This window comes from Pseudomonas sp. 2957, assembly GCF_031456345.1.
In the GTDB taxonomy this organism is placed as follows: domain Bacteria; phylum Pseudomonadota; class Gammaproteobacteria; order Pseudomonadales; family Pseudomonadaceae; genus Aquipseudomonas; species Aquipseudomonas siliginis.
Genome location: NZ_JAVDUL010000001.1, coordinates 13,112 through 36,205, shown reverse-complemented (window position 1 = coordinate 36,205; position 23,094 = coordinate 13,112). Strand labels below are relative to the sequence as shown.

The following is a 23,094-nucleotide window of genomic DNA, read 5'->3' as shown; positions in this document are numbered from 1 at the left end:
GCGGGTTGTTGTTGGTTTGGCGAAGAAGAGCAGCTACAAGCGGCAAGCTGATAGCGGCAAGACAGAAGCTTTTTGTACTTGGAAATCCATACTGGACTCATAGGTACAAGCCGTCAATCAGGGAGAAGAGAGTGTCTGCGAGGTTTTTGGGTGTTGCAGATGGCCTCATCGCTGGCAAGCCAGCTCCCACAGTTTCAGTGGTGCACAAAAAATATGTGCACGACGCAAAACCCTGTGGGAGCTGGCTTGCCAGCGATGGCGGATTGGAGGGCGCTACAGGAGTTATTTATTCCAGCGATCGGCGGCAGCATGATCACTGTCGCGCCCTTCGACCCACCGCGGGCCGTCACTGGTGTTCTCTTTTTTCCAGAACGGCGCGCGGGTTTTCAGGTAGTCCATGACGAAGGCGCAGGCATCGAACGCGGCCTGGCGGTGGGCGCTGGCGGCGCCGACGAAGACGATCGGTTCGCCCGGCTCCAGCGCGCCGATGCGGTGCAGCACTTCCAGTTTCAACAGCGGCCAGCGCTGCTCGGCTTCGACAGTGATCTTGCCCAGAGCCTTTTCGGTCATGCCCGGATAGTGTTCGAGGAACATCCCGGCCACGTCAAGCCCGTCGTTGAAGTCGCGCACGTAACCGACAAAGCTCACCACCGCGCCAACGCCGACATTGGCCGCGTGCATCGCATTGACTTCAGCGCCCGGATCAAACGGCTTGGCCTGCACGCGAATCGTCATGCTCAGCCTCCGGTGACGGTGGGAAAAAACGCCACTTCGTCGCCATCGACCACCGGCTCGTCGAGCTGGCAGAGATCTTCGTTGCGTGCGCACATCAGGTTCTGCTCGCTCAATACTTCGGCGCCATCACGTTGCGCCTGCATTTCAAGCACATGCGCCCGAACGTCATCGACGGTGGCGAAATCGCCTTCAACCGCAACCGAATCCACGCCCAACGCTTCACGGTAACGGGCAAAAAACTTCACGGTCAGTTTCATGGCTGCTCCGCCTGGAAGTGGCCGCTCTTGCCGCCGACTTTCTCCAGCAGACGCACGCTTTCGATGGTCATGCCCCGGTCGACGGCTTTGCACATGTCGTAAATGGTCAGGGCGGCGACGCTGGCGGCGGTCAGCGCTTCCATTTCGACGCCGGTCTGCCCGGACAACTTGCAGCGAGCGACGATGCGCACGCTGTCATCGCCTTCGGCGCTGAGTTCGACTTTGACGCCGGTGAGCATCAGCGGGTGGCACAGGGGAATCAGATCGCTGGTCTTCTTCGCCGCCTGAATTCCGGCAATGCGCGCCACGGCGAACACATCACCCTTGGGATGACCGCCGCTGACGATCATCTGCAAGGTTGCGGGGAGCATGCGCACCAGCGCTTGAGCGGTCGCTTCACGGAACGTCACGGCTTTTTCAGTGACGTCGACCATGTTGGCGCGACCTTGGGAATCGAGATGAGTCAGCACGGGATTACTCCTGATCAGGAGCGTGGATTGTAAACCTGTGGGTCAGATATCCGCATCACTGATTATGAAATCACCGTTGCCCCCTGTGGGAGCGAGCCTGCTCGCGAAAGCGGATTCAGATTCACTATAGATGTCGACTGATACACCGCATTCGCGAGCAGGCTCGCTCCCACAGGAGATATGCATTTATCCATAAAAAAACCGGGCGGCTTTAAGGGCCGCCCGGTTCTGGGTGAAAGGTTACAAATGCGATTCGGCGTATTCGGCCAGGATCGAGCGAGGCACCCCTTGCAGGGTGATGTGCACACCGTTGGGGAAGTCCTTGAAACGTTCGGTCAGGTAGGTCAGCCCGGAGCTGGTCGCGGACAGGTAAGGGGTGTCGATCTGCGCCAGGTTGCCCAGGCACACCACTTTGGAACCGGCGCCGGCACGGGTGATGATGGTTTTCATCTGGTGCGGCGTGAGGTTCTGGCATTCGTCGATCAGGATCAGGCTCTGCTGGAAGCTGCGACCGCGAATGTAGTTGAGCGATTTGAACTGCAACGGCACTTTGCTGAGGATGTAGTCGACGCTGCCATGGGTGTTTTCGTCATCCATGTGCAAGGCTTCGAGGTTGTCGGTGATGGCGCCCAGCCAAGGCTCCATTTTTTCCGCTTCGGTGCCGGGCAGGAAGCCGATTTCCTGGTCCAGACCCTGCACGCTGCGGGTGGCGATGATGCGGCGATAACGTTTGCTGACCATGGTCTGCTCGATGGCAGCGGCCAGCGCCAGAATGGTTTTACCGGAACCGGCGGCGCCGGACAGGTTGACCAGATGAATGTCCGGGTCAAGCAACGCGTACAGCGCCAGACTCTGATAGATGTCGCGCGGCTTCAGGCCCCAGGCCTCCTGATGCAGCAGTGGCTCCTGGTGCAGGTCGAGGATCAGCAGGCGGTCTTCCTGGATTTCCTTGATCCAGCCGACAAAGCCCTGCTCGTCGATGATGAACTCGTTGATGTGCACGGCCGGCAGGTTGTCGATCAGTTGTACCTGATGCCAGGTGCGGCCGTGGTCCTGACGGGTTTCGACCTTGCTCACGCGGTCCCAGAAGGAGCCGGTCATGTTGTGGTAGCCGTTGGGCAGCAGGGACACGTCATCGACCAATTGGTCGGTGCTGTAGTCCTCGGCGTCGATCCCACAGGCGCGCGCCTTGAGGCGCATGTTGATGTCTTTGGTGACCAGCACCACCGGTTTTTGCGGATCGCGGGTATGCAGATCAATCAGTTGGTTGATGATTTTGTTGTCGTTCAGATGCTCGGGCAGAATCAGGTTCGACTCGGCCTGCTTGCTCATCAGAATTGACAGCAAGCCCTTTGGCCCGCCCTTGCCGCGCTGGATCGGCACGCCCAGCTCAACGTCTTCAGGGGACGCATCGCCCAGGGTCTTGTCGATCAGGCGGATCGCCTGGCGGCATTCGGCGGCCACGCTGTGATGGCCGCTCTTGAGCTTGTCCAGCTCTTCCAGCACGGTCATCGGGATGGCGACGTGGTGTTCTTCGAAATTCAGCAGGGCATTTGGATCGTGAATCAATACGTTGGTATCGAGTACATACAGGATTGGCTGGTTGGAGGAAGGGCTGCGTCCGTGATCATCCATACTCGGTCACCTTTGTGGGAGCCATTCGACGCAATACCGTGACAGTGCTGCGCCTCGAGGTGACTGCCGAATTCATCCACGAGGGCCTGGATGAACTGCACACAATAGGAGTCTGGGAAGACGCCACCTGTGTCGCAGGTTTCGGCGGTCTGTCTTCGTAATACTCCAAAACCGATGACATAAAAAAGCTCTTTGACGGTTTTTTTAAGTTTATTTTGCAGAGTGACGAAAAGCCCTTGGCGGACTCCCCGTACCCCGCTAAAGTCGGAAGTCCGCCTGCATCGAATTCCTCCTGAAAATCACCCCAAGCCCAATGTTTCCGGGCTTTTTGTCGATTCTCAACGAAACGCGTCCTGACAGTCTTCCCAGCCAATGCCGCTCTGCGCAGTCTGGGTGATCAGCCACGGCAGGGACGTCTTCACCGCATCCTGTTTCATGTTGAAATTGATCACCCCGTGCCGCCACAGCAGCATCAGGGTCAGCACCCGCTGCGCGCTTGCAGGGCCTTTGAGTTTGCCGGCACCGTCCTGGGCATCGATGTCCCACAGCGCCACTTGCAGGCCCTGGCTATTGAAGAAACCTTGTGCGTCACTGCGGCGCTGGCCATCCGGCGGACGGAACAGCGGCACGTAGTTTTCCGGCAGTTTGTTCTTCACCAGATCGGCGCTGCGCCGCACCGAATCCTGCCAGTCCTGCCAATGGCTGTGAGAGCGGAACTCCCAGCCCTGCACGCCAACGCACTGCCGGGAGAAACTCGCCTGCAGGCTGCTGACCGAACGGCCAGCGAGTCGCGCCTGAATATCCTTGCCCAGTACAAAGAATGTCCCGCTCAGATTAGATTTTCGCAGGTATTCGGTCAGCCAGTCGGTGTTGTCCGGTTGCACGTTGGCGGCGCTGTCGAACGTCAGCAGAAACAGCCGGTCGTGCATGTCGTCGCCGTTGCGCTCGTAGTCGCCGAAACGATCGAATTCGTTACTGGTTTGCGGTGACAGCGCGGCCTTGCGCATCAGCTCGTCGAGGTACTGCAAATGGAAGATCCGGCTCGGCTCGGCCCACTTGGTGTAATAGCTGTCGTCGCTGACGACGAACTTGGCCGCCTGCTCGCGCAGGGTCGGCAGGTCTTCGACGAGGAAGCAGAACGAGGCGTCCTGATCGCAGCTTTGCTGGGCGTGGTTGTAGTTGGCGAGCAAGCGCTGCCAGAGGCGCTGGCGCAGCTGATTGACCGCATCGATATTGACCGTGCGCAGGCCCAGGCGCTGGGCCAGTGCCGCCTCGTCGATGGACTCGGTGCCGAGCAGGCCGCGAGCGAACATGAGGATTTCCGCCCGCGACGCGACGTCGAACAGGGTCGGGTTGCTGAGCTGCTCCGGCCAGGTCGTGCGATCCAGCGTCGCCGCATCACCGGGCGCCGCCATGGCGCCGAAGCTCAGCAGCCACGCGGTGAATAAAAGAACAATGCGCAAAGGGATGTCTCCATAACAAAACCCGCGCGGCACTATAGCTGATCCTGTCCTATTCCCCTCAGCCACGGATGATCGTTCCCACGCTCTGCGTGGTAACGCCTCCCCGGACGCTCCGCGTCAGACGACTGTGACGCAGAGCGTCACGGGCTGCATTCCCACGCGGAGCGTGGGAACGATCATGTGAATCCGCTTTCGCGAGCAGGCTCGCTCCTACAAGGGGTTTGAGTTAAGCCGTCGATCACCTATGGGCTTGATAGCTGGAGTCAACCCGGACAACCCCCTAGAATCGCCCCCACGATTAAAGGAGACGACTTCATGCTGATGGTGATTTCCCCCGCCAAGACCCTCGACTACGAAACACCGCCGGCGACCCAGCGCTTTACCCAGCCGCAGTACCTCGACCATTCCCAGGAATTGATCCAGCAGTTGCGCGAGCTGAGTCCGGCGCAGATCAGCGAGTTGATGCACGTGTCCGACAAGATCGGTGGCCTCAACGCCGCGCGTTTCGGCAGCTGGACACCCGCCTTCACCCCGGAAAACGCCAAGCAGGCCCTGCTCGCCTTCAAGGGTGACGTGTACACCGGCCTGGATGCGCAGTCCTTCAGCGAAGCGCAATTCGATTACGCGCAAAAGCATTTGCGCATGCTCTCCGGCCTTTATGGCCTGCTGCGGCCGCTGGACCTGATGCAACCCTATCGCCTGGAAATGGGCACCAAACTGGCCAACGGCCGTGGCAAGGATCTGTATGCGTTCTGGGGTACGCGCATCAGCGAGTGGCTGAATGAAGCGCTGGCCGATCAGGGCGATGACGTACTGCTCAACCTTGCATCCAACGAATACTTTTCTGCGGTCAAGCGCAGCGCGTTGAAGGCGCGGATCATCAATACCGAGTTCAAGGATCAGAAGAACGGCCAGTACAAGATCATCAGTTTCTACGCGAAGAAAGCGCGCGGCCTGATGAGCCGTTTTGTGATCCAGGAACGCATCAACGACCCGGCTCAGCTCAAGCAATTTGATGTACAGGGTTATCGCTACAGCGCCGAACAATCGAAACCTGACAATCTGGTGTTTTTGCGCGACCACGCCCCGGAATAAAGCATGCCCTTTGCACGACTCTTTTCCTCCAGAGTCGTGCAGTCCGCCCGAAGTCAAAATCCCCCTGCGACATATCGCCAAATTCATGGCGCCAATAAAACCACACTCTATTTTCTAATTTTAGTTTCACTCGACACTGAAGTTTTTTTTCAGTAGTGGCACCTAAATTTTTTACCCGTAGTGGCACAAAACTATCGACCCCGGTTTCACCCCGATAACTAAAGGGCGAAATCGTTAGTGCTATCAATTTGCACCCAGTGCCATCTTCATCAATATTTCAAAAAATTTCGGCTGGCACGATGAGCGGGCTGGAACTATGTCCAAATGCGTTGCTCATACCACCGGTAACGATTCTCGCCGAGTTTGTACGAGATAACTTACGCAGAGCTGATAGCCATGTAACCAAGTTGTCACAGCAACTTGCCTGAGTGACTAACTAGTCTCAAAACAATCGAAGGACAGGAGATACGCACCATTAATATCCCCTACAAAGGCCAAGGCCGCGCCCCTATAAACGTGCTCGCCTGAGCACCTAACTGCTTGATTTACCGGCCCCCTACCGGACGTCGAGCAGGCTACACGACTGCACTAGAGTCTTCCCGCACGGAAGATCGGCTGCATAACAGGGCAAGTCATAACAACAAGGCCTAGTTGCGCACATCTTGAGTGCACTTATTAGACACTCGGAACTTTGTATGCCTGCACACGGCATTGTGGCGCCTGTAAGCCGCACTTCCGAGTGCACTAGTGACCGCTGAACACCATTAACTCCGGCCTTCTAAGGCCTGATATATACAGAGGTAATTGCGATGCGCATCAGCATATTTGGTTTGGGTTACGTTGGCGCAGTATGTGCCGGTTGCCTGTCTGCACGGGGCCATGACGTAGTTGGCGTCGATGTTGCCAAAGACAAGATCGACATGATTAACGCCGGCAAATCGCCGATTGTAGAACCAGGCCTCGGCGAACTGCTGCAGCAGGGTATCCAGACCGGCCGTCTGCGCGGCACGACCAACTTCGCCGAGGCGATTCGTGATACCGACCTGTCGATGATCTGCGTCGGCACGCCAAGCAAAAAGAACGGCGACCTGGAACTGAACTACATCGAGGCCGTGTGCCGCGAGATCGGTTTTGTCCTGCGTGAAAAAACCACCCGCCACACCATCGTCGTGCGCAGCACCGTGTTGCCAGGCACCGTGGCCAACGTGGTCATCCCGATTCTGGAAGACTGCTCGGGCAAGAAGGCCGGCGTCGATTTCGGCGTTGCGGTCAACCCGGAATTCCTCCGCGAATCCACCGCCATCGCTGACTACGATCAGCCACCGATGACCGTTATCGGCGAGTTCGATACCGCCTCGGGCGACGTTCTGCAATCGCTGTACGAAGAACTCGACGCCCCGATCATCCGCAAGGACATCGCCGTTGCCGAGATGATCAAGTACACCTGCAACGTCTGGCACGCGACCAAAGTGACCTTCGCCAACGAGATCGGCAACATCGCCAAAGCCGTCGGCGTCGATGGTCGTGAAGTGATGGAAGTGGTCTGCCAGGACAAGACCCTGAACCTGTCCCAGTACTACATGCGTCCGGGCTTCGCCTTCGGCGGCTCGTGCCTGCCCAAAGACGTACGTGCGCTGACCTACCGCGCCGGTTCCCTGGACGTCGAAGCACCGCTGCTCAACTCGCTGATGCGCAGTAACGAATCGCAAGTGCAGAACGCTTTCGACATCGTTGAAAGCCATGAAAAACGCAAAGTCGCCCTGCTCGGTCTGAGCTTCAAGGCCGGCACCGACGACCTGCGCGAAAGCCCGCTGGTCGAACTGGCGGAAATGCTGATCGGCAAGGGTTACGACCTGAGCATCTACGACAGCAACGTCGAATACGCCCGTGTCCACGGTGCGAACAAGGACTACATCGAATCGAAGATTCCGCACGTATCGTCCCTGCTCAACTCCGACTTCGACTCGGTGATCGACAACTCCGACGTGATCATCCTCGGCAACCGCGACGAGAAATTCCGTTCGCTGGCCCAGGAAGCGCCGCAGGGCAAGCAAGTCATCGACCTGGTGGGCTTCATGTCCAAGGCCACCAGCGCCGGTAGCCGCACCGAAGGCATTTGCTGGTAAGGCAAGCCTCAAGCTTCAAGCCGCAAGCAAAAGCAACACGCTTGCGGCTTGAAGCCTCCATCACCTTCGGATGACGGTTATGACCAAGCTCAAACATTTTTTTCTGCAATCAGCCGGCTGGCTTTTTTATCTCAGTCTGCTGATGGGCCTGGCCTTGATGCTGCCCACGTCCACATTCGACTCCGAGTCGAAGGACTTCATTTTCCTGATTGGCGCCGTGGGTATCTGGCGCTACTCGATGGGTGCAACGCACTTTGTGCGCGGCATGATTTTTCTCTACATCGTTTACCCGCACCTGCGTCGCAAAGTACGCAAGCTGGGTAAAGCGGCCGATCCGTCGCATGTGTTTCTGATGGTCACCAGCTTTCGTATTGACGCGCTGACAACCGCGCAGGTCTACAGCTCGGTGATCCGCGAAGCCATCGACTGCGAACTGCCGACCACCATTGTCTGCTCGATCGTGGAAATGTCCGACGAGCTGCTGGTCAAGGCGCTGTGGGCACGGATGAATCCGCCGGAGCGGGTCAAGCTCGACTTCGTGCGCATTCCCGGCACCGGCAAGCGCGATGGTCTGGCCTTCGGTTTCCGTGCGATCTCCCGTCACCTGCCGGACGACCGTGCCGTGGTGGCCGTGATCGACGGCGACACCGTGCTCGGCGAAGGCGTCGTGCGCAAGACCGTGCCGTGGTTCCAGCTGTTCGGCAATGTCGGCGGCCTGACCACCAACGAGTTCTGCGAAGTGCGCGGCGGTTACATCATGAGCGAATGGCACAAGCTGCGTTTCGCCCAGCGCCACATCAACATGTGCTCGATGGCCCTGTCCAAGCGCGTACTGACCATGACCGGTCGGATGTCGGTGTTCAAAGCCTCCGTGGTGACCAATCCGGAGTTCATCGCCGACGTTGAAAGCGACTCGCTGCAACACTGGCGCCTGGGCCGCTTCAAGTTCCTGACCGGTGACGACAAGTCGAGCTGGTTCAGCCTGATGCGCCTGGGTTACGACACCTTCTACGTGCCGGATGCCGCGATCAACACCGTTGAACATCCGCCGGAAAAGAGCTTCATCAAGGCCAGCCGCAAGCTGATGTTCCGCTGGTACGGCAACAACCTGCGCCAGAACTCGCGCGCACTGGGCCTGGGTATCCGCCGCCTCGGCGCGTTCACCTCGGTGGTGCTGTTCGACCAGCGCGTGTCGATGTGGACCTCGCTGCTCGGCCTGACCGTCGCACTGATCGCCAGCTTCAAGTACGGCACCGCGTTCATCCTCGTGTACCTGCTGTGGATCGGTATCACCCGCCTGATCCTGACGCTGTTGCTGTCGTGTTCCGGTCACCGCATCGGCCCTGCTTACCCGGCGATTCTGTATTACAACCAGATCGTTGGCGCCCTGGTGAAGATCTACGTGTTCTTCCGCCTCGACCAACAATCCTGGACTCGCCAGCCCACATCCCTGACCCGTGATCTCGCCAGCTTTCAACGTTGGTTCAACACCTGGTCGTCTCGGACCATGACCTTCTCCGCCGGCAGCATTTTTGTCGCCGTGCTGCTGATGATGGTCTGACCCGCTCCTATTGAATTAACAAGGAAATCGCCCCTATGAATACCGCCGTCAACGTCAACGTAGTGCATGAATCCGAAGCCCAGCGCCAGCACGCTCGCGTGAAAATCCCGGCCAAGCTGCGTTTCTTCGGCCCTGACCGGACTCCGCTCGAAGCGCGGGTCCTCGATCTGTCGGCTGGCGGTCTGGCGTTCAACGCCGGGCAGATGCCACTGACCATCGGCGAGGTGTACAAGGCGCGTCTGCAATTTGTCATCGACAACCTCGGCCTGGCCATGGACGTTGAACTGCAGGTGCGTTCCTTTGACCGCGCCACCGGCCGCGCCGGCTGCCAGTTCCAGAACCTCGAGCCGCAGGACATTTCCACCCTGCGCCACCTGATCACTTCGCACCTGGCCGGCGACATCGTCAGCATCGGCGAAGTGCTGGCGACCCTGCAGCGCGACAACTTCACCAAGGCGCGCAAGAACAAGACCAACGACACCGGCATGACCCCGTTCGGCCGCCTGAAAGCCGTGACCTTCAGCGCCGGTATTTTCGCTGTTGGTCTGGTCGCCGCCGGTTTCATCTTCAAGTCGGTGTACGGCATGTACTTCGTCAGCCACGCCCAGGCCGGTCTGGTCAGCGTGCCGGGGATGAACATCACCATGCCGCGTGACGGCACCGTACAGAGCCTGGTCAAGTCCGACGGAGTTGCCGCCAAAGGCGCACCGCTGGCGACCTTCAGCACCAGCATGCTCGACGTGCTCAAGGGCCATCTGGCCGAAGACCAACTGGCCCCGGCCAAGGTTGAAGAACTGTTCGGCAAGCAAATGACCGGCACCCTGACTTCGCCGTGCGACTGCACCGTGGCCCAGCAACTGGTGGCTGACGGTCAGTACGCGAGCAAGGGCGACGTGATCTTCCAGTTGGTGCCGCGCAACACCCAGGCCAACGTTGAAGCACGCTTCTCCTATCGCCAGTTCGGCGACGTGCGTCCAGGCACCCCGGTGAGCTTCCAGATCGCCGGCGAAGACAAGACCCGCACCGGCAAGATCGTCAGCAGCACGAGCCTGAAGAGCGCCGACCTGTCCTCCGACATCCGCGTACAGATCCAGCCAGACGAGCCGCTCGACAGCAGCCTGGCCGGCCGCCCGGTTGAAGTGAACAGCGACCGTGGCCCGAACCTGAACTGGCTGATCGACAAAGCCATGGCTGCCGGTCTTTAAGTCGAGGACATGCCTGTGACTACGCATAACTTGAACACACCGCCGACCCTGTGGGAGCGAGCCTGCTCGCGAAAGGGCCAGCGCGGTTTGTCTGAAGTACCGAGTCGACTGCTTCGCGAGCAGGCTCGCTCCCACATGGGATTGATGGTGTGCTCGCTGGCACTGGCAGTTTCTATGGCCGGTTGCGCCGGGCTGCCCGATCAGCGTCTGGCCAACGAAGCGCTCAAGCGTGGCGACACCGCCACCGCTGCGCAGAATTACCAGCAACTGGCCGATCTGGGTTACAGCGAGGCGCAAGTCGGCCTGGCCGATATCCAGGTCGACAGCCGTGACCCGGCGCAGATGAAACAGGCCGAAGCGACTTACCGCGCAGCGGCCAGCGTGTCGCCGCGTGCCCAGGCACGTCTCGGTCGTTTGCTGGTGGCCAAGCCGGGCTCCACCGAAGCCGAGCACCACGAAGCCGAAACCCTGCTGAAAAAAGCCGCCGCCAATGGCGAAGGCAACACGTTGATCCCGCTGGCGATGCTGTACCTGCAATACCCGCACAGCTTCCCCAACATCAACGCGCAGCAGCAGATCGATCAGTGGCGCAAGTCGGGCTACCCGGAAGCGGGTCTGGCGCAGGTGCTGCTGTATCGCACCCAAGGCACTTACGACCAGCATCTGGATGACGTGGAAAAGATCTGCAAGGCCGCGCTCAACACCACTGACATCTGCTACGTCGAACTGGCCACCGTCTACCAGAAACGTGGCCAGGCGGACCAACAGGCCGAGCTGATCAAGCAGATGCAGGCCGGTTACAGCCGTGGCACCGTCACCGCGCAGCGTGTCGACTCAGTAGCCCGCGTGCTGGCCGATTCGACCCTGGGCAAGACTGACGAAAAAACCGCGCAGGCGCTGCTCGAGCCGATCGCTCCGGGCTACCCGGCATCGTGGGTCACCCTCGCCCAACTGCTTTACGACTTCCCCGAACTGGGCGACGTCGACCAGATGATGAAGTACCTGGACAACGGTCGCGCCGCCGACCAGCCGCGCGCCGAACTGCTGCTGGGCAAGGTCTACTACGAAGGCAAAATGGTCCCGGCCGATGCGAAAGTCGCCGAGGAACACTTCCAGAAAGCCGTTGGCCGCGAAGTCGCCGCCGACTACTACCTCGGCCAGATCTACCGTCGTGGCTACCTGGGCAAGGTCTATCCGCAGAAGGCTCTGGACCACCTGCTGACCGCTGCGCGCAACGGCCAGAACAGTGCCGACTTCGCCATCGCCCAGTTGTTTTCCCAAGGCAAGGGTACCAAGCCCGACCCGCTGAACGCCTACGTATTCAGCCAACTGGCCAAGGCCCAGAACACCCCGCAAGCCGATGAACTGGCAGCGACCCTCGAGGCGCAACTGCCGCCCGAGCGCCTGCCCGAAGCCCGCCGCCTGTTGCAACAGGAACAGGCCAGCCGTGGCGCCCTGAACTCGAACACGCTGCAACTGCACGCCCTGCAAGAAGAAGACGGCGAGGAAAAACTATGAAGCTGAACCCATTCGTGAAGGCCGGTATTGGCCTCACCTTCGCGCTGCTCTGGTCTTGCCCGACACTGGCTGCGATGACTGAAACCAAGAACTTCGGTCTGGAAGTGAAACTCACCGGCCAGTCCGAAGACGACCGTGACCTCGGCACTGCCGGCGGCGGTGACGTCAATGGCGTGGGCCTCGACCTGCGTCCGTGGATCTACGGCGAAAGCGGCGCGTGGAGCGCCTACGCGATGGGTCAGGCCGTGACCTCGACCGACATCATCGAGACCGACACCCTGCAACAATCCGACGGTGAACAAGCCACCGACAATAGTGATCGCAAAACCAAGAAGAACTACCTGGCGATGCGCGAGTTCTGGGTCGGCTACAGCGGCCTCACCCCGTACCCGGGCGAGATGCTCAAGTTCGGTCGCCAGCGTCTGCGCAATGACGACGGCCAATGGCGTGACACCAACATCGAAGCGCTGAACTGGACCTTCGACACCACCCTGCTGCGCGCCAATGCCGGTGTTGCCGAGCGTTTCAGCGAATACCGCACCGACTTGAAAGAGCTGGCGCCGAAAGACAAGGATCGCCTGCACGCCTACGCCGACGCTGCTTACCAGTGGACACCGGGCCAGTGGGTCGGCATTCGCGGCCACCACACTCACGATGACGGCAAACTCGATTACGCCGAGCCGGGCGTCCCGCGCGACTCGCTGGACAAGACCGAGAACGGCGACATCAGCTGGATCGGCCTGACCGCTGACAGCGACGCCTACAACTGGCGCAACACCAACACCGTCAACTACTGGGGCAGCATCACCGGCATGAGCGGCGACCGCGACACGGTCAACGCGCTGAACGCCGACGGCACGCGCCCGACACAAGCCAAGCGCAGCGATGACATCAGCGGCTGGGCAGCCGACGTCGGCGTACGTCTGCGCCTCGATCCGCAGTGGCAAGTCGGCGGTGCCTACGCCCGCGCCAGCGCTGATTACGAACAGAACGGTCTGGAGAGCAACCGCTCCAACTACACCGGTACCCGCTCGCGCGTGCACCGTTTCGGCGAAGCGTTCCGTGGCGAAATGAACAACATGCAGACCGCCACCCTGTTCGGTTCGTGGATGGTCAACGACGAGTACGACGCCAGCCTGATCTACCACAAGTTCTGGCGTGTCGACGGCAACAAGCCGGTCGGCAGCAACGGCATCAATGCGGTGGAAAACAACACCGACGACGTCACCGGCGCAATCCTCTCCAGCACATCCTTGCCGCTTGAAGATGGCAACAAGGACCTGGGTCAGGAAATGGACCTGGTCGTCACCAAGTACTTCAAGCAGGGCCTGTTGCCGGCGGCGTTGAGCCAGTCGATCGACGAGCCTTCGGCACTGGTGCGTTTCCGTGGCGGTGTGTTCAAACCGGGCGACGCCTATGGCAGCCAGGTTGATTCCTACATGCACCGCGCATTCATTGACGTGATCTGGCGCTTCTGATGCAAACCGCCAAGGGAGTGCCCGACATGATCAGCACCAGAACAGGCTCACTCAGCCTGCTGGCCGGCGCGATGCTGCTGGCCAGCGCCAGCGCCTTCGCCAATGTTGAACCGGCGAAACCTGCGACCGTGGCCAAAGAACTGCAACAGGCCAAGACCTACACCGTCAGCAGCGCGCCGACCGACGCACTGAAACTGGCCAAGCCGACACTGCCCGACCTCTCCGGCTTCACCGCCGAAGCCGCTGCCGCGAAGATCGTGCGCAGCAAACCGGGCAAGATCAGTGTGCGCCGGATGATGCAGGAAAACGCCCTGAAGGACTTCATCGGCGGCGATAACAAGATGGCCGAATGGGTGGTGCGTCAGCACGGCATCCCGCAGGCGATCTTCATCGACGACGGCTACATGAACCTCAAGGATCTGGCGAAAAAACTGCCCAAGCAGTATTTCAGCGAGACGTCCCCGGGCGTGTATCTGGCCAAATTGCCGATCGTCGTCGGCGAGAAAGGCATCCTCGAAATCGACGGCCAGACCCAGGAACTGCGCCTGTCCCAAGAGGCCGGTTCGTTCCTGGTCAACGACGGCAAGCTGTTCGTGCGTGACACCAAAGTCACCGGCTGGCGCGAAAAGGAAAACGGCCCGGCGACCTTCCGTTCGCCGAAGGAATTCCGTCCGTTCCTGCTCGCCTGGGGCGGCACCGAGACCTACATCGTCAACAGCAAGATGGCCAGTTTCGGTTACGCCAACAGTAAGTCGTACGGGGTGAGTATTTCCCAGTACACGCCGAACATGGCCAAGGTCCTCAAGCGCCCGGAACCGACCGGCTGGATCGTCGGCTCCGAGTTCTCGGACATGTGGTACGGCTTCTACTGCTACGAAACCAGCGACTTTGTGGTCAAGGGCAACACCTACAAAGACAACATCGTCTACGGCATCGACCCGCATGACCGCTCGCACCGTCTGATCATTGCCGAGAACACCGTTCACGGCACGAAGAAGAAGCACGGGATCATCATTTCCCGTGAGGTCAACGACAGCTTCATCTTCAACAACAAGAGTTTCGACAACAAATTGTCGGGCCTGGTGATCGACCGTAACAGCGTCAACAACATCATTGCCTACAACGAGATCTACAAGAACCACACCGACGGCATCACGCTCTACGAGTCCGCCGACAACCTGCTGTGGGGAAACAAGGTCATCAGCAATACCCGTCACGGCATTCGTATTCGTAACAGCGTGAACATCCGCCTCTACGAAAACGTTGCCATGACCAACGGCCTGACCGGTATCTACGGCCACATCAAGGACCTGACCGACACCGACCGTGACATCAAGCTCGACCCGTTCGACGCGCAGGTCTCGCTGATCGTCGTCGGCGGCGAGCTGGCGGCCAATGGCAGCGGCCCGCTGTCGATCGACTCGCCGCTGAGTGTCGAGCTGTATCGCGTGTCGATGCTGGCGCCGACCAAGTCCAGCGGGATCAGCTTCAACGGCATTCTCGGCGAGCGCCAGGATGAGATTCTCGATCTGTTGGTGCGCCAGCAGAAAGCCGTGCTGATCGACCCTGTCGAACGCCAGACCGAATTGCAGGACTGAGGATAATTTTATGCACCCACACATGATCAAACTGCTCAGCCTCTCGGCCCTGACTCTCGGCATTCTCGCTGCCGGCAACGCCCGCGCCGACGCTGACGGCGCAAGCGTCACGCCACCGAAGTTCACCGCCGAGCCGTGCTGCAACCTGTGCCCGGCGGCCCATGACGCGAAGAACTACACCACGCGTTATCAGCAGAACTTCACCACCCTGGTACAGGCTCAGGGCGACTGGCTGTTCCGTACCCAGGAAGATCTGCGTACCGAGTTCAACACCACGCCGGCCGGCTACAAGCGCCTGCAACAACTGCACGATGCGTTCAAGAGCAAAGGCGTCGAGCTGGTGATCGTTTACCAGCCGACCCGTGGCCTGGTGAACCGCAACAAGCTCAACCCGCAGGAAAAAGCCGCGTTCGATTACGAGAAAGCGCTGGGCAACTACAAGACCATGCTCGGCCGTTTCGCCAAGATGGGCTACGTGGTGCCTGACCTGTCGCCACTGACCAACGAATCGCTGCCGGACACCCTGCCCGCCCACGATTTCTACTTCCGTGGCGACCAGCACTGGACACCTTACGGTGCCCAGCGCACGGCAAAAATCGTCGCCGAAAAGGTCAAGCAGATCCCGGCCTTCGCCGACATTCCCAAGCGTGAATTCGAGACCAAGCGCTCCGGGCGCATGGGCAAGACCGGCACTCTGCACAACATGGCCGGGCAACTGTGCGGCACCAGCTATGCGATCCAGTACATGGACCAGTTCACCACCGAGCCGAAAGGCGAGGCAGGCGACGGCGATCTGTTCGGCGATTCCGGCAATCCGCAGATCACCCTGGTCGGTACGTCGCACAGCGGCAAGAACTACAACTTCGCCGGCTTCCTCGAAGAAGCCATCGGCGCCGACATCCTCAACGTGGCCTTCCCCGGCGGCGGTTTCGAAGGTTCGATGCTGCAGTACCTGGGCAGCGAAGAATTTCAGAAGACCCCGCCGAAGATTCTCATCTGGGAATTCTCGCCGCTGTATCGCCTCGACCAGGAAACCATCTATCGCCAGATGATGGCGCTGCTGGATAACGGTTGCGAAGGCAAGGACGCGCAGATGTCCGCCAGCGCCACGCTGAAGCCGGGCAGCAAGCAAGAACTGCTGGTCAACAGCAAGAACCTGAACCTGCAGAACGCCAACCATCAGGTTGATATCCGCTTCGCCGACACCTCGGTGAAAACCCTGCAAGCCACCCTCTGGTACATGAACGGTCGCCACGAGGACATCAAGATCGAGAAACCGGAAACCTCCGACACCGACGGTCGTTTCGCCTTTGAGCTGCGCACGGACGAAGACTGGGCCTCGCAAAACCTGCTGGCAGTCGAAGTCCAGGGTCCTGAAGCCGGACCTGGCGCCGCGCCACAAAAAGTCGAAGCGAAAATCTGCAAACGCAACGTATTCCCGGGCGTCGGTCAACAGACCGCGCAGCTCGGGCAATGAGGTCTGCTATGCGAAATCCGAAACTGAAAAATCTGTTGGCACCGACACTCCTGAGCCTGGCGATGTTCGCCGGGGCGACTCAGGCCGCCGCGCCATTGCGTCCACCGCAGGGCTACTTCGCCCCGGTGGATAAATTCAAGACCGGCGACAAGAGCGACGGCTGCGACGCGATGCCGGCGCCATACACCGGTCCGCTGCAATTTCGCAGCAAATACGAAGGTTCGGACAAGGCCCGCGCGACGCTGAATGTGCAGTCGGAAAAAGCCTTTCGCGACACAACCAAAGACATCACCACGCTGGAGCGCGGCACCGCCAAGCGCGTCATGCAGTTCATGCGCGACGGTCGCCCGGAGCAGCTCGAATGCACGCTCAACTGGCTGACCGCATGGGCCAAGGCTGACGCGTTGATGTCCAAAGACTTCAACCACACCGGCAAGTCGATGCGCAAATGGGCACTGGGCAGCATGGCCTCGTCGTACATTCGCCTGAAGTTTTCCGACTCGCATCCGCTGGCCCAGCATCAGCAGGAAGCGCAGCTGATCGAAGCCTGGTTCAGCAAAATGGCCGATCAGGTGGTCAGCGACTGGGACAACCTGCCGCTGGAAAAAACCAACAACCACTCGTACTGGGCCGCCTGGTCGGTGATGGCCACCGCCGTCGCCACCAACCGCCGCGACCTGTTTGATTGGGCGGTGAAGGAATACAAGGTTGGCGTCAATCAAGTCGATGCCGATGGCTTCCTGCCTAACGAACTCAAGCGCCAGCAACGCGCCCTCGCCTATCACAACTACGCCCTGCCACCGTTGGCGATGATCGCCAGTTTCGCCCAGGTCAACGGTGTCGATCTGCGTCAGGAAAACAATGGCGCACTGAAGCGTCTGGGTGACCGCGTGTTGGCCGGCGTGAAGGACCCTGACGAGTTCGAAGAAAAGAACGGCAAAAAGCAGGACATGACCGACCTGAAAGAGGACATGAAATTCGCCTGGCTCGAACCGTTCTGCACGCTCTACACCTGTGCGCCGGATGTCATCGAGAAGAAGCGCGACATGCAACCGTTCAAGACTTTCCGTCTTGGCGGCGATCTGACCAAGGTCTACGACCCGTCGCATGAAAAGGGCTAAAAGCCCCTCACCCTAACCCTCTCCCGGAGGGAGAGGGGACTGACCGAGGTGGCTGTGCGAGTTACGCCGAAATGAAATACCGAGTCGATCTCCATTTTTGAAAACCATGGAGATCAGGCTCCCTCTCCCTCCGGGAGAGGGCGGGGGGTGAGGGGCGCGGTTTGACGGCCAGCCCAGACCTCAAGCAAACACTGTGTCACCCCTCCACTACCACGGGGGGTTTGGGGGGGCTTTGGCCCTTGACTGTTGGTTCAAACATGGAGAGATCGGGATGGTATTTTCATCCAACGTGTTCCTGTTTCTGTTCTTGCCGATCTTTCTCGGCTTGTACTACCTGAGCGGGCAACGCTATCGCAACCTGCTGCTGCTGATCGCCAGCTATGTGTTCTACGCCTGGTGGCGGGTGGACTTCCTCGCGCTGTTCGCAGCGGTCACGCTGTGGAACTACTGGATCGGCCTGAAAGTCGGTGCCGCTGGCGTCAGAACCAAACCGGCGCAGCGCTGGCTGCTGCTCGGCGTGGCCGTCGACCTGTGCATCCTCGGCTACTTCAAGTACGCCAACTTCGGTGTCGACAGCATCAACGAAATCATGACTTCGTTCGGTCTCGAGCCGTTCATCCTCACCCACGTGCTGCTGCCGATCGGTATTTCGTTCTACATCTTCGAATCGATCAGCTACATCATCGACGTGTACCGTGGCGACACTCCGGCCACGCGCAACCTGATCGACTTCGCAGCATTCGTGGCGATCTTCCCGCACCTGATTGCCGGCCCGGTTCTGCGTTTCCGCGACCTCGCCGATCAGTTCAACAACCGCACGCACACCCTCGACAAGTTCTCCGAGGGCTGCACGCGGTTCATGCAGGGTTTCATCAAGAAGGTCTTCATCGCCGACACCCTCGCCGTGGTCGCCGACCATTGCTTCGCCTTGCAAAATCCGACCACGGGTGATGCCTGGCTCGGTGCGCTGGCGTACACCGCGCAGCTGTACTTCGACTTCTCCGGTTACAGCGACATGGCCATCGGTCTGGGCTTGATGATGGGTTTCCGCTTCATGGAAAACTTCAAGCAGCCGTATATCAGCCAGTCGATCACCGAGTTCTGGCGCCGCTGGCACATCAGCCTCTCCACCTGGCTGCGTGACTACCTGTACATCACCCTCGGCGGTAACCGTAAAGGCACGCTGATGACCTATCGCAATCTGTTCCTGACCATGCTTCTGGGTGGTCTGTGGCACGGCGCGAATATCACTTACATCATCTGGGGCGCCTGGCACGGCATGTGGCTGGCGATCGAAAAAATGCTCGGCCTGAACACTTCGCCGCGCAGCCTCAACCCGATCCGCTGGGCACTGACCTTCCTGCTGGTGGTGATGGGCTGGGTGATCTTCCGTGCCGAGAATCTGCACGTCGCCGGTCGCATGTACGGTGCAATGTTCAGCTTCGGCGACTGGTCGCTGTCGGAACTCAATCAGGCCAGCCTCACCGGTCTGCAAGTGGCAACCCTGGTGGTGGCTTACGTGACCCTGGCGTTCTTCGGCCTGCGTGATCTGTACACCAATCAGCCGCCAGCCAACACCAAACCGGAAGTCAACGTCGAGGCCAATGGCCCTGCCACGGCGACGCCGGGAATGATCAAGGCAGCGCCTGGGGAAAATCCGGCGAGCATCCACGAACCTGGCTACACCGTCGGCGTAGAAGCCCAAGTGCAACCGGCTTACTGGACCGCTGACTGGTCGCGCTATGTGATGCGCGGGCTGATCCTGCTGCTGTTCATCGCCTCGATTCTCAAACTCTCGGCGCAAAGCTTCTCGCCGTTCCTTTACTTCCAGTTCTGAGGGATCTGACATGACCCGCTCATTACGCATCTTCTACATCGCCCTGTTCCTGGTGACGCTGTTGGTCCTCGGTCTGTGGTCGGTTCGCAGCTTCTTCGGCTTCAGCACCAACGCCGATGCGACGGTGCTCAACGGCCGCTGGACGAAGGCGGTGGAAACCCACTACGACGATGAATTCCCGATCAAGCGCCTGGGCACCAACCTCTGGGCCGCGCTGGATTTCAAACTGTTCAACGAAGGTCGTCCGGGCGTCGTGCTCGGCCGCGACCAGTGGTTGTACAGCGATGAGGAATTCAACCCGATCGTCAACGAACAGCAGAACCTGCAAGGCAACTACGCGCTGGTCGAAGGCGTGCGCCAGACCCTGAAAGAGAAAGGCGTGAAACTGGTGATGGCGATCGTTCCAGCCAAGGTGCGTCTGTACCCGGAGCATCTGGGTGAAGTGAAGCCTTCGAGCATTCACCAGAATCTGTACCAGGATTTCCACGCCCGTGTCGCGGCCGACAAGATCCTCGCCCCTGACCTGCTCGGCCCGCTGCAACAGGCCAAGCAGAACGGTGAGCAAGTGTTCCTGCGCACCGACACCCACTGGACGCCGGAAGGCGCCGAGATCGCAGCCAATACGCTGGCGAAAACCATTGCCGAGAAATTCCCGCTGAGCGGCGAGCCACAGCGTTTCGTTACCACGCCAGCAGAGAAGGTCACGCACAAGGGCGATCTGCGTCTGTTCCTGCCACTCGATCCGCTGTTCGAAAACATGATGCCGGCGCCTGAGCCACTGCTCAAACGCAACACCGTTGCCGCCGAACAGCCTGCCGGTGACGACGCCCTGTTCGCCAACAGCGAAGTACCGGTCGCGCTGATCGGCACCAGCTACAGCGCCAACCCCAACTGGAACTTCGTCGGTGCGCTCAAACAAGCGCTGCACAGTGACGTCGTCAACTACGCCGAAGACGGCCACGGCCCGATTCTGCCGATGCTCAGCTACCTGAAAAGCGATGACTTCAAGAACAGCCCGCCACAAGTGCTGATCTGGGAGTTTCCTGAACGATATCTGCCTGTGAACAACGAAATCGGCGACGCCGACCCGCAGTGGGTCGCAGAGCTCAAACAAGCCGGCGCCCGCCAACAAAACGTAGCCATCAACACTAAATCCGAGACGCCCGATCGGGCGCAAAACTGAAAGAGAGGTACACCATGACTTTCACTACTACTCCTCGTCGTCTCGCTAAAAGCTTCGCACTGGTTGCTGGCCTCAGCGTACTTTCCGTCCCAGCCTTCGCCGGCGGCGACGCCGCGCTGTACGGCCCGACCGCACCGAAAGGCTCGACCTTCGTGCGTGTCTACAACGCCAGCAACGCTGAAGTCAGCGCGACTGTCGGCAGCACCAACCTGAGCGACATCGCGCCACTGGCCAGCAGCGACTTCAGCTTCATGCCGGGCGGCGATTACAGCGCCAAGGTCGGCAGCCAGACCCTGCCGGTCAAACTCGCCGGCGACCACTACTACACCCTGGTCAACAACGCTTCCGGCGCGCCACAACTGATCGAAGAGCCGCCATTCAAGAACAAGCAGAAATCCCTGGTGCGTGTACAGAACCTCAGCGACAAATCGCTGACCCTGAAAACCGCCGACGGCAAGACCGAAGTGGTGCCGAACGTGGCAGCCAAGGGCCGTGGCGAACGTGAAATCAACCCGGTGAAAGTCAGCCTGGCGCTGTACGAAGGCGACAAGAAAGTCGGCGACGTGAAACCGGTCGCCCTGGAGCGTGGTGAGGCAGCCGTGCTGTACGTCACCGGCAACGGCAGCAACCTGTCGCCAGTCTGGGTGAAACGCCCGGTGTCGACTCGCTAACCAATTTCCCGCAGAGACGCTGATCCCTGTAGGAGCTGTCGAGTGAAACGAGGCTGCGATCTTTTGATTTTGAAGATCAAGATCAACAGATCGCAGCCTTCGGCAGCTCCTACAAGGGATGCGGCGTCTTCGGACACGAGACAAAAACAAGAGTGAAACGACACAACGTTCGTTGCTCTAACCAAATTGATTTTATGGAGTAAACACTATGATTCCGGTGATCTTGTCAGGTGGTAGCGGTTCGCGTCTGTGGCCTCTTTCGCGCAAGCAATTCCCCAAGCAATTCCTCGCCCTGACCGGCGAACACACACTGTTCCAGCAAACCCTCGAGCGCCTGGTGTTCGAGGGCATGGACACGCCAATCGTGGTCTGCAACAAAGAGCACCGTTTCATCGTCAACGAGCAACTGGCCGCGCGCAATCTGGAATGTCAGCGCATCCTGATGGAACCGTTCGGCCGCAACACGTCGCCGGCCGTGGCCCTGACCGCGATGATGCTGGTCAATGAAGGTCGTGACGAACTGATGCTGGTGCTGCCGGCCGACCACGTGCTGGAAGACCAGAAAGCCCTGCAACGTGCGCTGGCCCTGGCGACTGTCGCTGCCGAGAACGGCGAGATGGTCCTGTTCGGCGTACCGGCAACCAAACCGGAAACCGGCTACGGCTACATCAAATCCACTGCTGATTCGCTGCTGCCCGAAGGCGTCAGCCGCGTCTCGCACTTCGTCGAAAAACCGGATGTGAAGCGCGCCACCGAGTACGTCGAATCCGGCGGTTACTATTGGAACAGCGGCATGTTCCTGTTCCGCGCCAGCCGCTTCCTCGAAGAACTGAAAAAGCACGATCCGGACATCTACGACACCTGCCTGCTGACCCTTGAGCGCAGCCAGCAGGACGCCGACACCATCACCTTCGACGAAGCCACCTTCGCCTGCTGCCCGGACAACTCCATCGACTACTCGGTGATGGAAAAAACCCAGCGCGCCTGCGTGGTGCCGCTGACCGCCGGCTGGAGTGATGTCGGCTGCTGGTCGTCGCTGTGGGAAGTCAACGAGAAAGACGCCAACGGCAACGTCAGCAAAGGCGATGTGGTCATCCAGGACAGCAAGAACTGCATGATCCACGGCAACGGCAAACTGGTCTCGGTGATCGGTCTGGAAAACATCGTCGTGGTCGAAACCAAGGACGCGATGATGATTGCCCACAAGGACAAGGTCCAGGGCGTCAAGCAGATGGTCAACACCCTCAACGCCCAGGGCCGCAGCGAAACCCAGAACCACTGCGAGGTTTATCGTCCGTGGGGCTCGTACGACTCGGTGGACATGGGCGGGCGTTTCCAGGTCAAGCACATCTCGGTCAAGCCGGGCGCGTGCCTGTCGCTGCAGATGCACCACCACCGCGCCGAACACTGGATCGTGGTCAGCGGCACCGCCGAAGTGACCTGCGACGAAAACGTGTTCCTGCTCACCGAAAACCAGTCGACCTACATCCCGATCGCCTCGGTGCACCGCCTGCGCAACCCGGGCAAGATCCCGCTGGAAATCATCGAAGTGCAGTCGGGTTCGTACTTGGGTGAAGACGATATCGAGCGTTTCGAAGATATCTACGGCCGTTCCACCCCGATCGAACGCGGCGTGTCGGTGAAGACCATCGCGCAGTAATCGC

At 59.7% G+C, this 23,094-nt stretch carries 18 protein-coding genes; 13 read left to right on the top strand and 5 right to left on the bottom strand.

Annotated elements, in window-relative coordinates:
• Positions 1-282 precede the first annotated feature (282 nt).
• The 5 genes from moaE to J2Y39_RS00120 all read right to left on the bottom strand — a co-directional run bounded on the left by moaE (position 283) and on the right by J2Y39_RS00120 (position 4,512).
• Positions 283-735: a molybdopterin synthase catalytic subunit MoaE gene (gene moaE / locus J2Y39_RS00140; RefSeq protein ID WP_252879486.1), complete on the bottom strand. Its 453-nt coding sequence runs from the start codon at positions 733-735 to the stop codon at positions 283-285.
• Positions 736-737: 2 nt separating this feature from the next.
• Complete coding sequence (locus J2Y39_RS00135; RefSeq protein WP_041479493.1) at positions 738-992, bottom strand: MoaD/ThiS family protein; 255 nt, start codon at positions 990-992, stop codon at positions 738-740.
• On the bottom strand, positions 989-1,462 hold the full coding sequence (moaC, locus tag J2Y39_RS00130) for a cyclic pyranopterin monophosphate synthase MoaC (protein ID WP_041479492.1): 474 nt from the start codon (positions 1,460-1,462) through the stop codon (positions 989-991). The genes J2Y39_RS00135 and moaC overlap by 4 nt, the downstream gene beginning before the upstream one ends.
• 240 nt (positions 1,463-1,702) lie before the next feature.
• The gene (locus J2Y39_RS00125; protein WP_024011685.1) at positions 1,703-3,097 is read right to left on the bottom strand and encodes a PhoH family protein; all 1,395 of its coding nucleotides are present in this window, start codon (positions 3,095-3,097) and stop codon (positions 1,703-1,705) included.
• A gap of 338 nt (positions 3,098-3,435) precedes the next feature.
• On the bottom strand, positions 3,436-4,512 hold the full coding sequence (locus J2Y39_RS00120) for a polysaccharide deacetylase family protein (protein WP_370695134.1): 1,077 nt from the start codon (positions 4,510-4,512) through the stop codon (positions 3,436-3,438).
• Positions 4,513-4,875: 363 nt separating this feature from the next.
• Between J2Y39_RS00120 and yaaA the strand changes: the two genes are divergently transcribed.
• The 13 genes from yaaA to J2Y39_RS00055 all read left to right on the top strand — a co-directional run bounded on the left by yaaA (position 4,876) and on the right by J2Y39_RS00055 (position 23,090).
• Positions 4,876-5,655: a peroxide stress protein YaaA gene (gene yaaA, locus J2Y39_RS00115; RefSeq protein WP_150636190.1), complete on the top strand. Its 780-nt coding sequence runs from the start codon at positions 4,876-4,878 to the stop codon at positions 5,653-5,655.
• An 809-nt stretch (positions 5,656-6,464) separates the two neighbouring features.
• Positions 6,465-7,781, top strand: coding sequence for a nucleotide sugar dehydrogenase (locus J2Y39_RS00110; RefSeq protein ID WP_016771595.1), 1,317 nt, complete (start codon positions 6,465-6,467; stop codon positions 7,779-7,781).
• 79 nt (positions 7,782-7,860) lie between these two features.
• Positions 7,861-9,342, top strand: a complete 1,482-nt coding sequence (alg8, locus tag J2Y39_RS00105; protein WP_162098720.1) for a mannuronan synthase — start codon at positions 7,861-7,863, stop codon at positions 9,340-9,342.
• A 35-nt stretch (positions 9,343-9,377) separates the two neighbouring features.
• Positions 9,378-10,547 (top strand): alginate biosynthesis protein Alg44, encoded by a 1,170-nt coding sequence (locus J2Y39_RS00100; RefSeq protein WP_024011680.1) that lies wholly within the window; start codon positions 9,378-9,380, stop codon positions 10,545-10,547.
• Positions 10,548-10,556: 9 nt separating this feature from the next.
• Positions 10,557-12,065, top strand: a complete 1,509-nt coding sequence (algK, locus tag J2Y39_RS00095; protein WP_207808461.1) for an alginate biosynthesis TPR repeat lipoprotein AlgK — start codon at positions 10,557-10,559, stop codon at positions 12,063-12,065.
• Positions 12,062-13,543 carry an alginate export family protein gene (locus tag J2Y39_RS00090; protein ID WP_056783051.1) on the top strand — a complete coding sequence of 494 codons (1,482 nt, stop codon included), beginning with the start codon at positions 12,062-12,064 and terminating at the stop codon, positions 13,541-13,543. The genes algK and J2Y39_RS00090 overlap by 4 nt, the downstream gene beginning before the upstream one ends.
• Positions 13,544-13,569: 26 nt before the next feature.
• Positions 13,570-15,141 (top strand): mannuronan 5-epimerase AlgG, encoded by a 1,572-nt coding sequence (gene algG / locus J2Y39_RS00085; protein ID WP_310214291.1) that lies wholly within the window; start codon positions 13,570-13,572, stop codon positions 15,139-15,141.
• A gap of 10 nt (positions 15,142-15,151) precedes the next feature.
• Positions 15,152-16,618, top strand: coding sequence for an alginate O-acetyltransferase (locus J2Y39_RS00080; RefSeq protein WP_056783047.1), 1,467 nt, complete (start codon positions 15,152-15,154; stop codon positions 16,616-16,618).
• An 8-nt stretch (positions 16,619-16,626) separates the two neighbouring features.
• Positions 16,627-17,739 (top strand): mannuronate-specific alginate lyase, encoded by a 1,113-nt coding sequence (locus J2Y39_RS00075; RefSeq protein ID WP_056783046.1) that lies wholly within the window; start codon positions 16,627-16,629, stop codon positions 17,737-17,739.
• 271 nt (positions 17,740-18,010) lie between these two features.
• Positions 18,011-19,576 carry an MBOAT family protein gene (locus J2Y39_RS00070; RefSeq protein WP_310214287.1) on the top strand — a complete coding sequence of 522 codons (1,566 nt, stop codon included), beginning with the start codon at positions 18,011-18,013 and terminating at the stop codon, positions 19,574-19,576.
• Positions 19,577-19,586: 10 nt separating this feature from the next.
• Positions 19,587-20,759, top strand: a complete 1,173-nt coding sequence (locus tag J2Y39_RS00065) for an alginate O-acetyltransferase (protein WP_041479484.1) — start codon at positions 19,587-19,589, stop codon at positions 20,757-20,759.
• 14 nt (positions 20,760-20,773) lie between these two features.
• Positions 20,774-21,430, top strand: a complete 657-nt coding sequence (locus tag J2Y39_RS00060) for an alginate O-acetyltransferase AlgF (protein WP_095180418.1) — start codon at positions 20,774-20,776, stop codon at positions 21,428-21,430.
• A 208-nt stretch (positions 21,431-21,638) separates the two neighbouring features.
• Positions 21,639-23,090, top strand: coding sequence for a mannose-1-phosphate guanylyltransferase/mannose-6-phosphate isomerase (locus tag J2Y39_RS00055; RefSeq protein WP_024011673.1), 1,452 nt, complete (start codon positions 21,639-21,641; stop codon positions 23,088-23,090).
• The last annotated feature ends 4 nt before the right edge of the window (positions 23,091-23,094 follow it).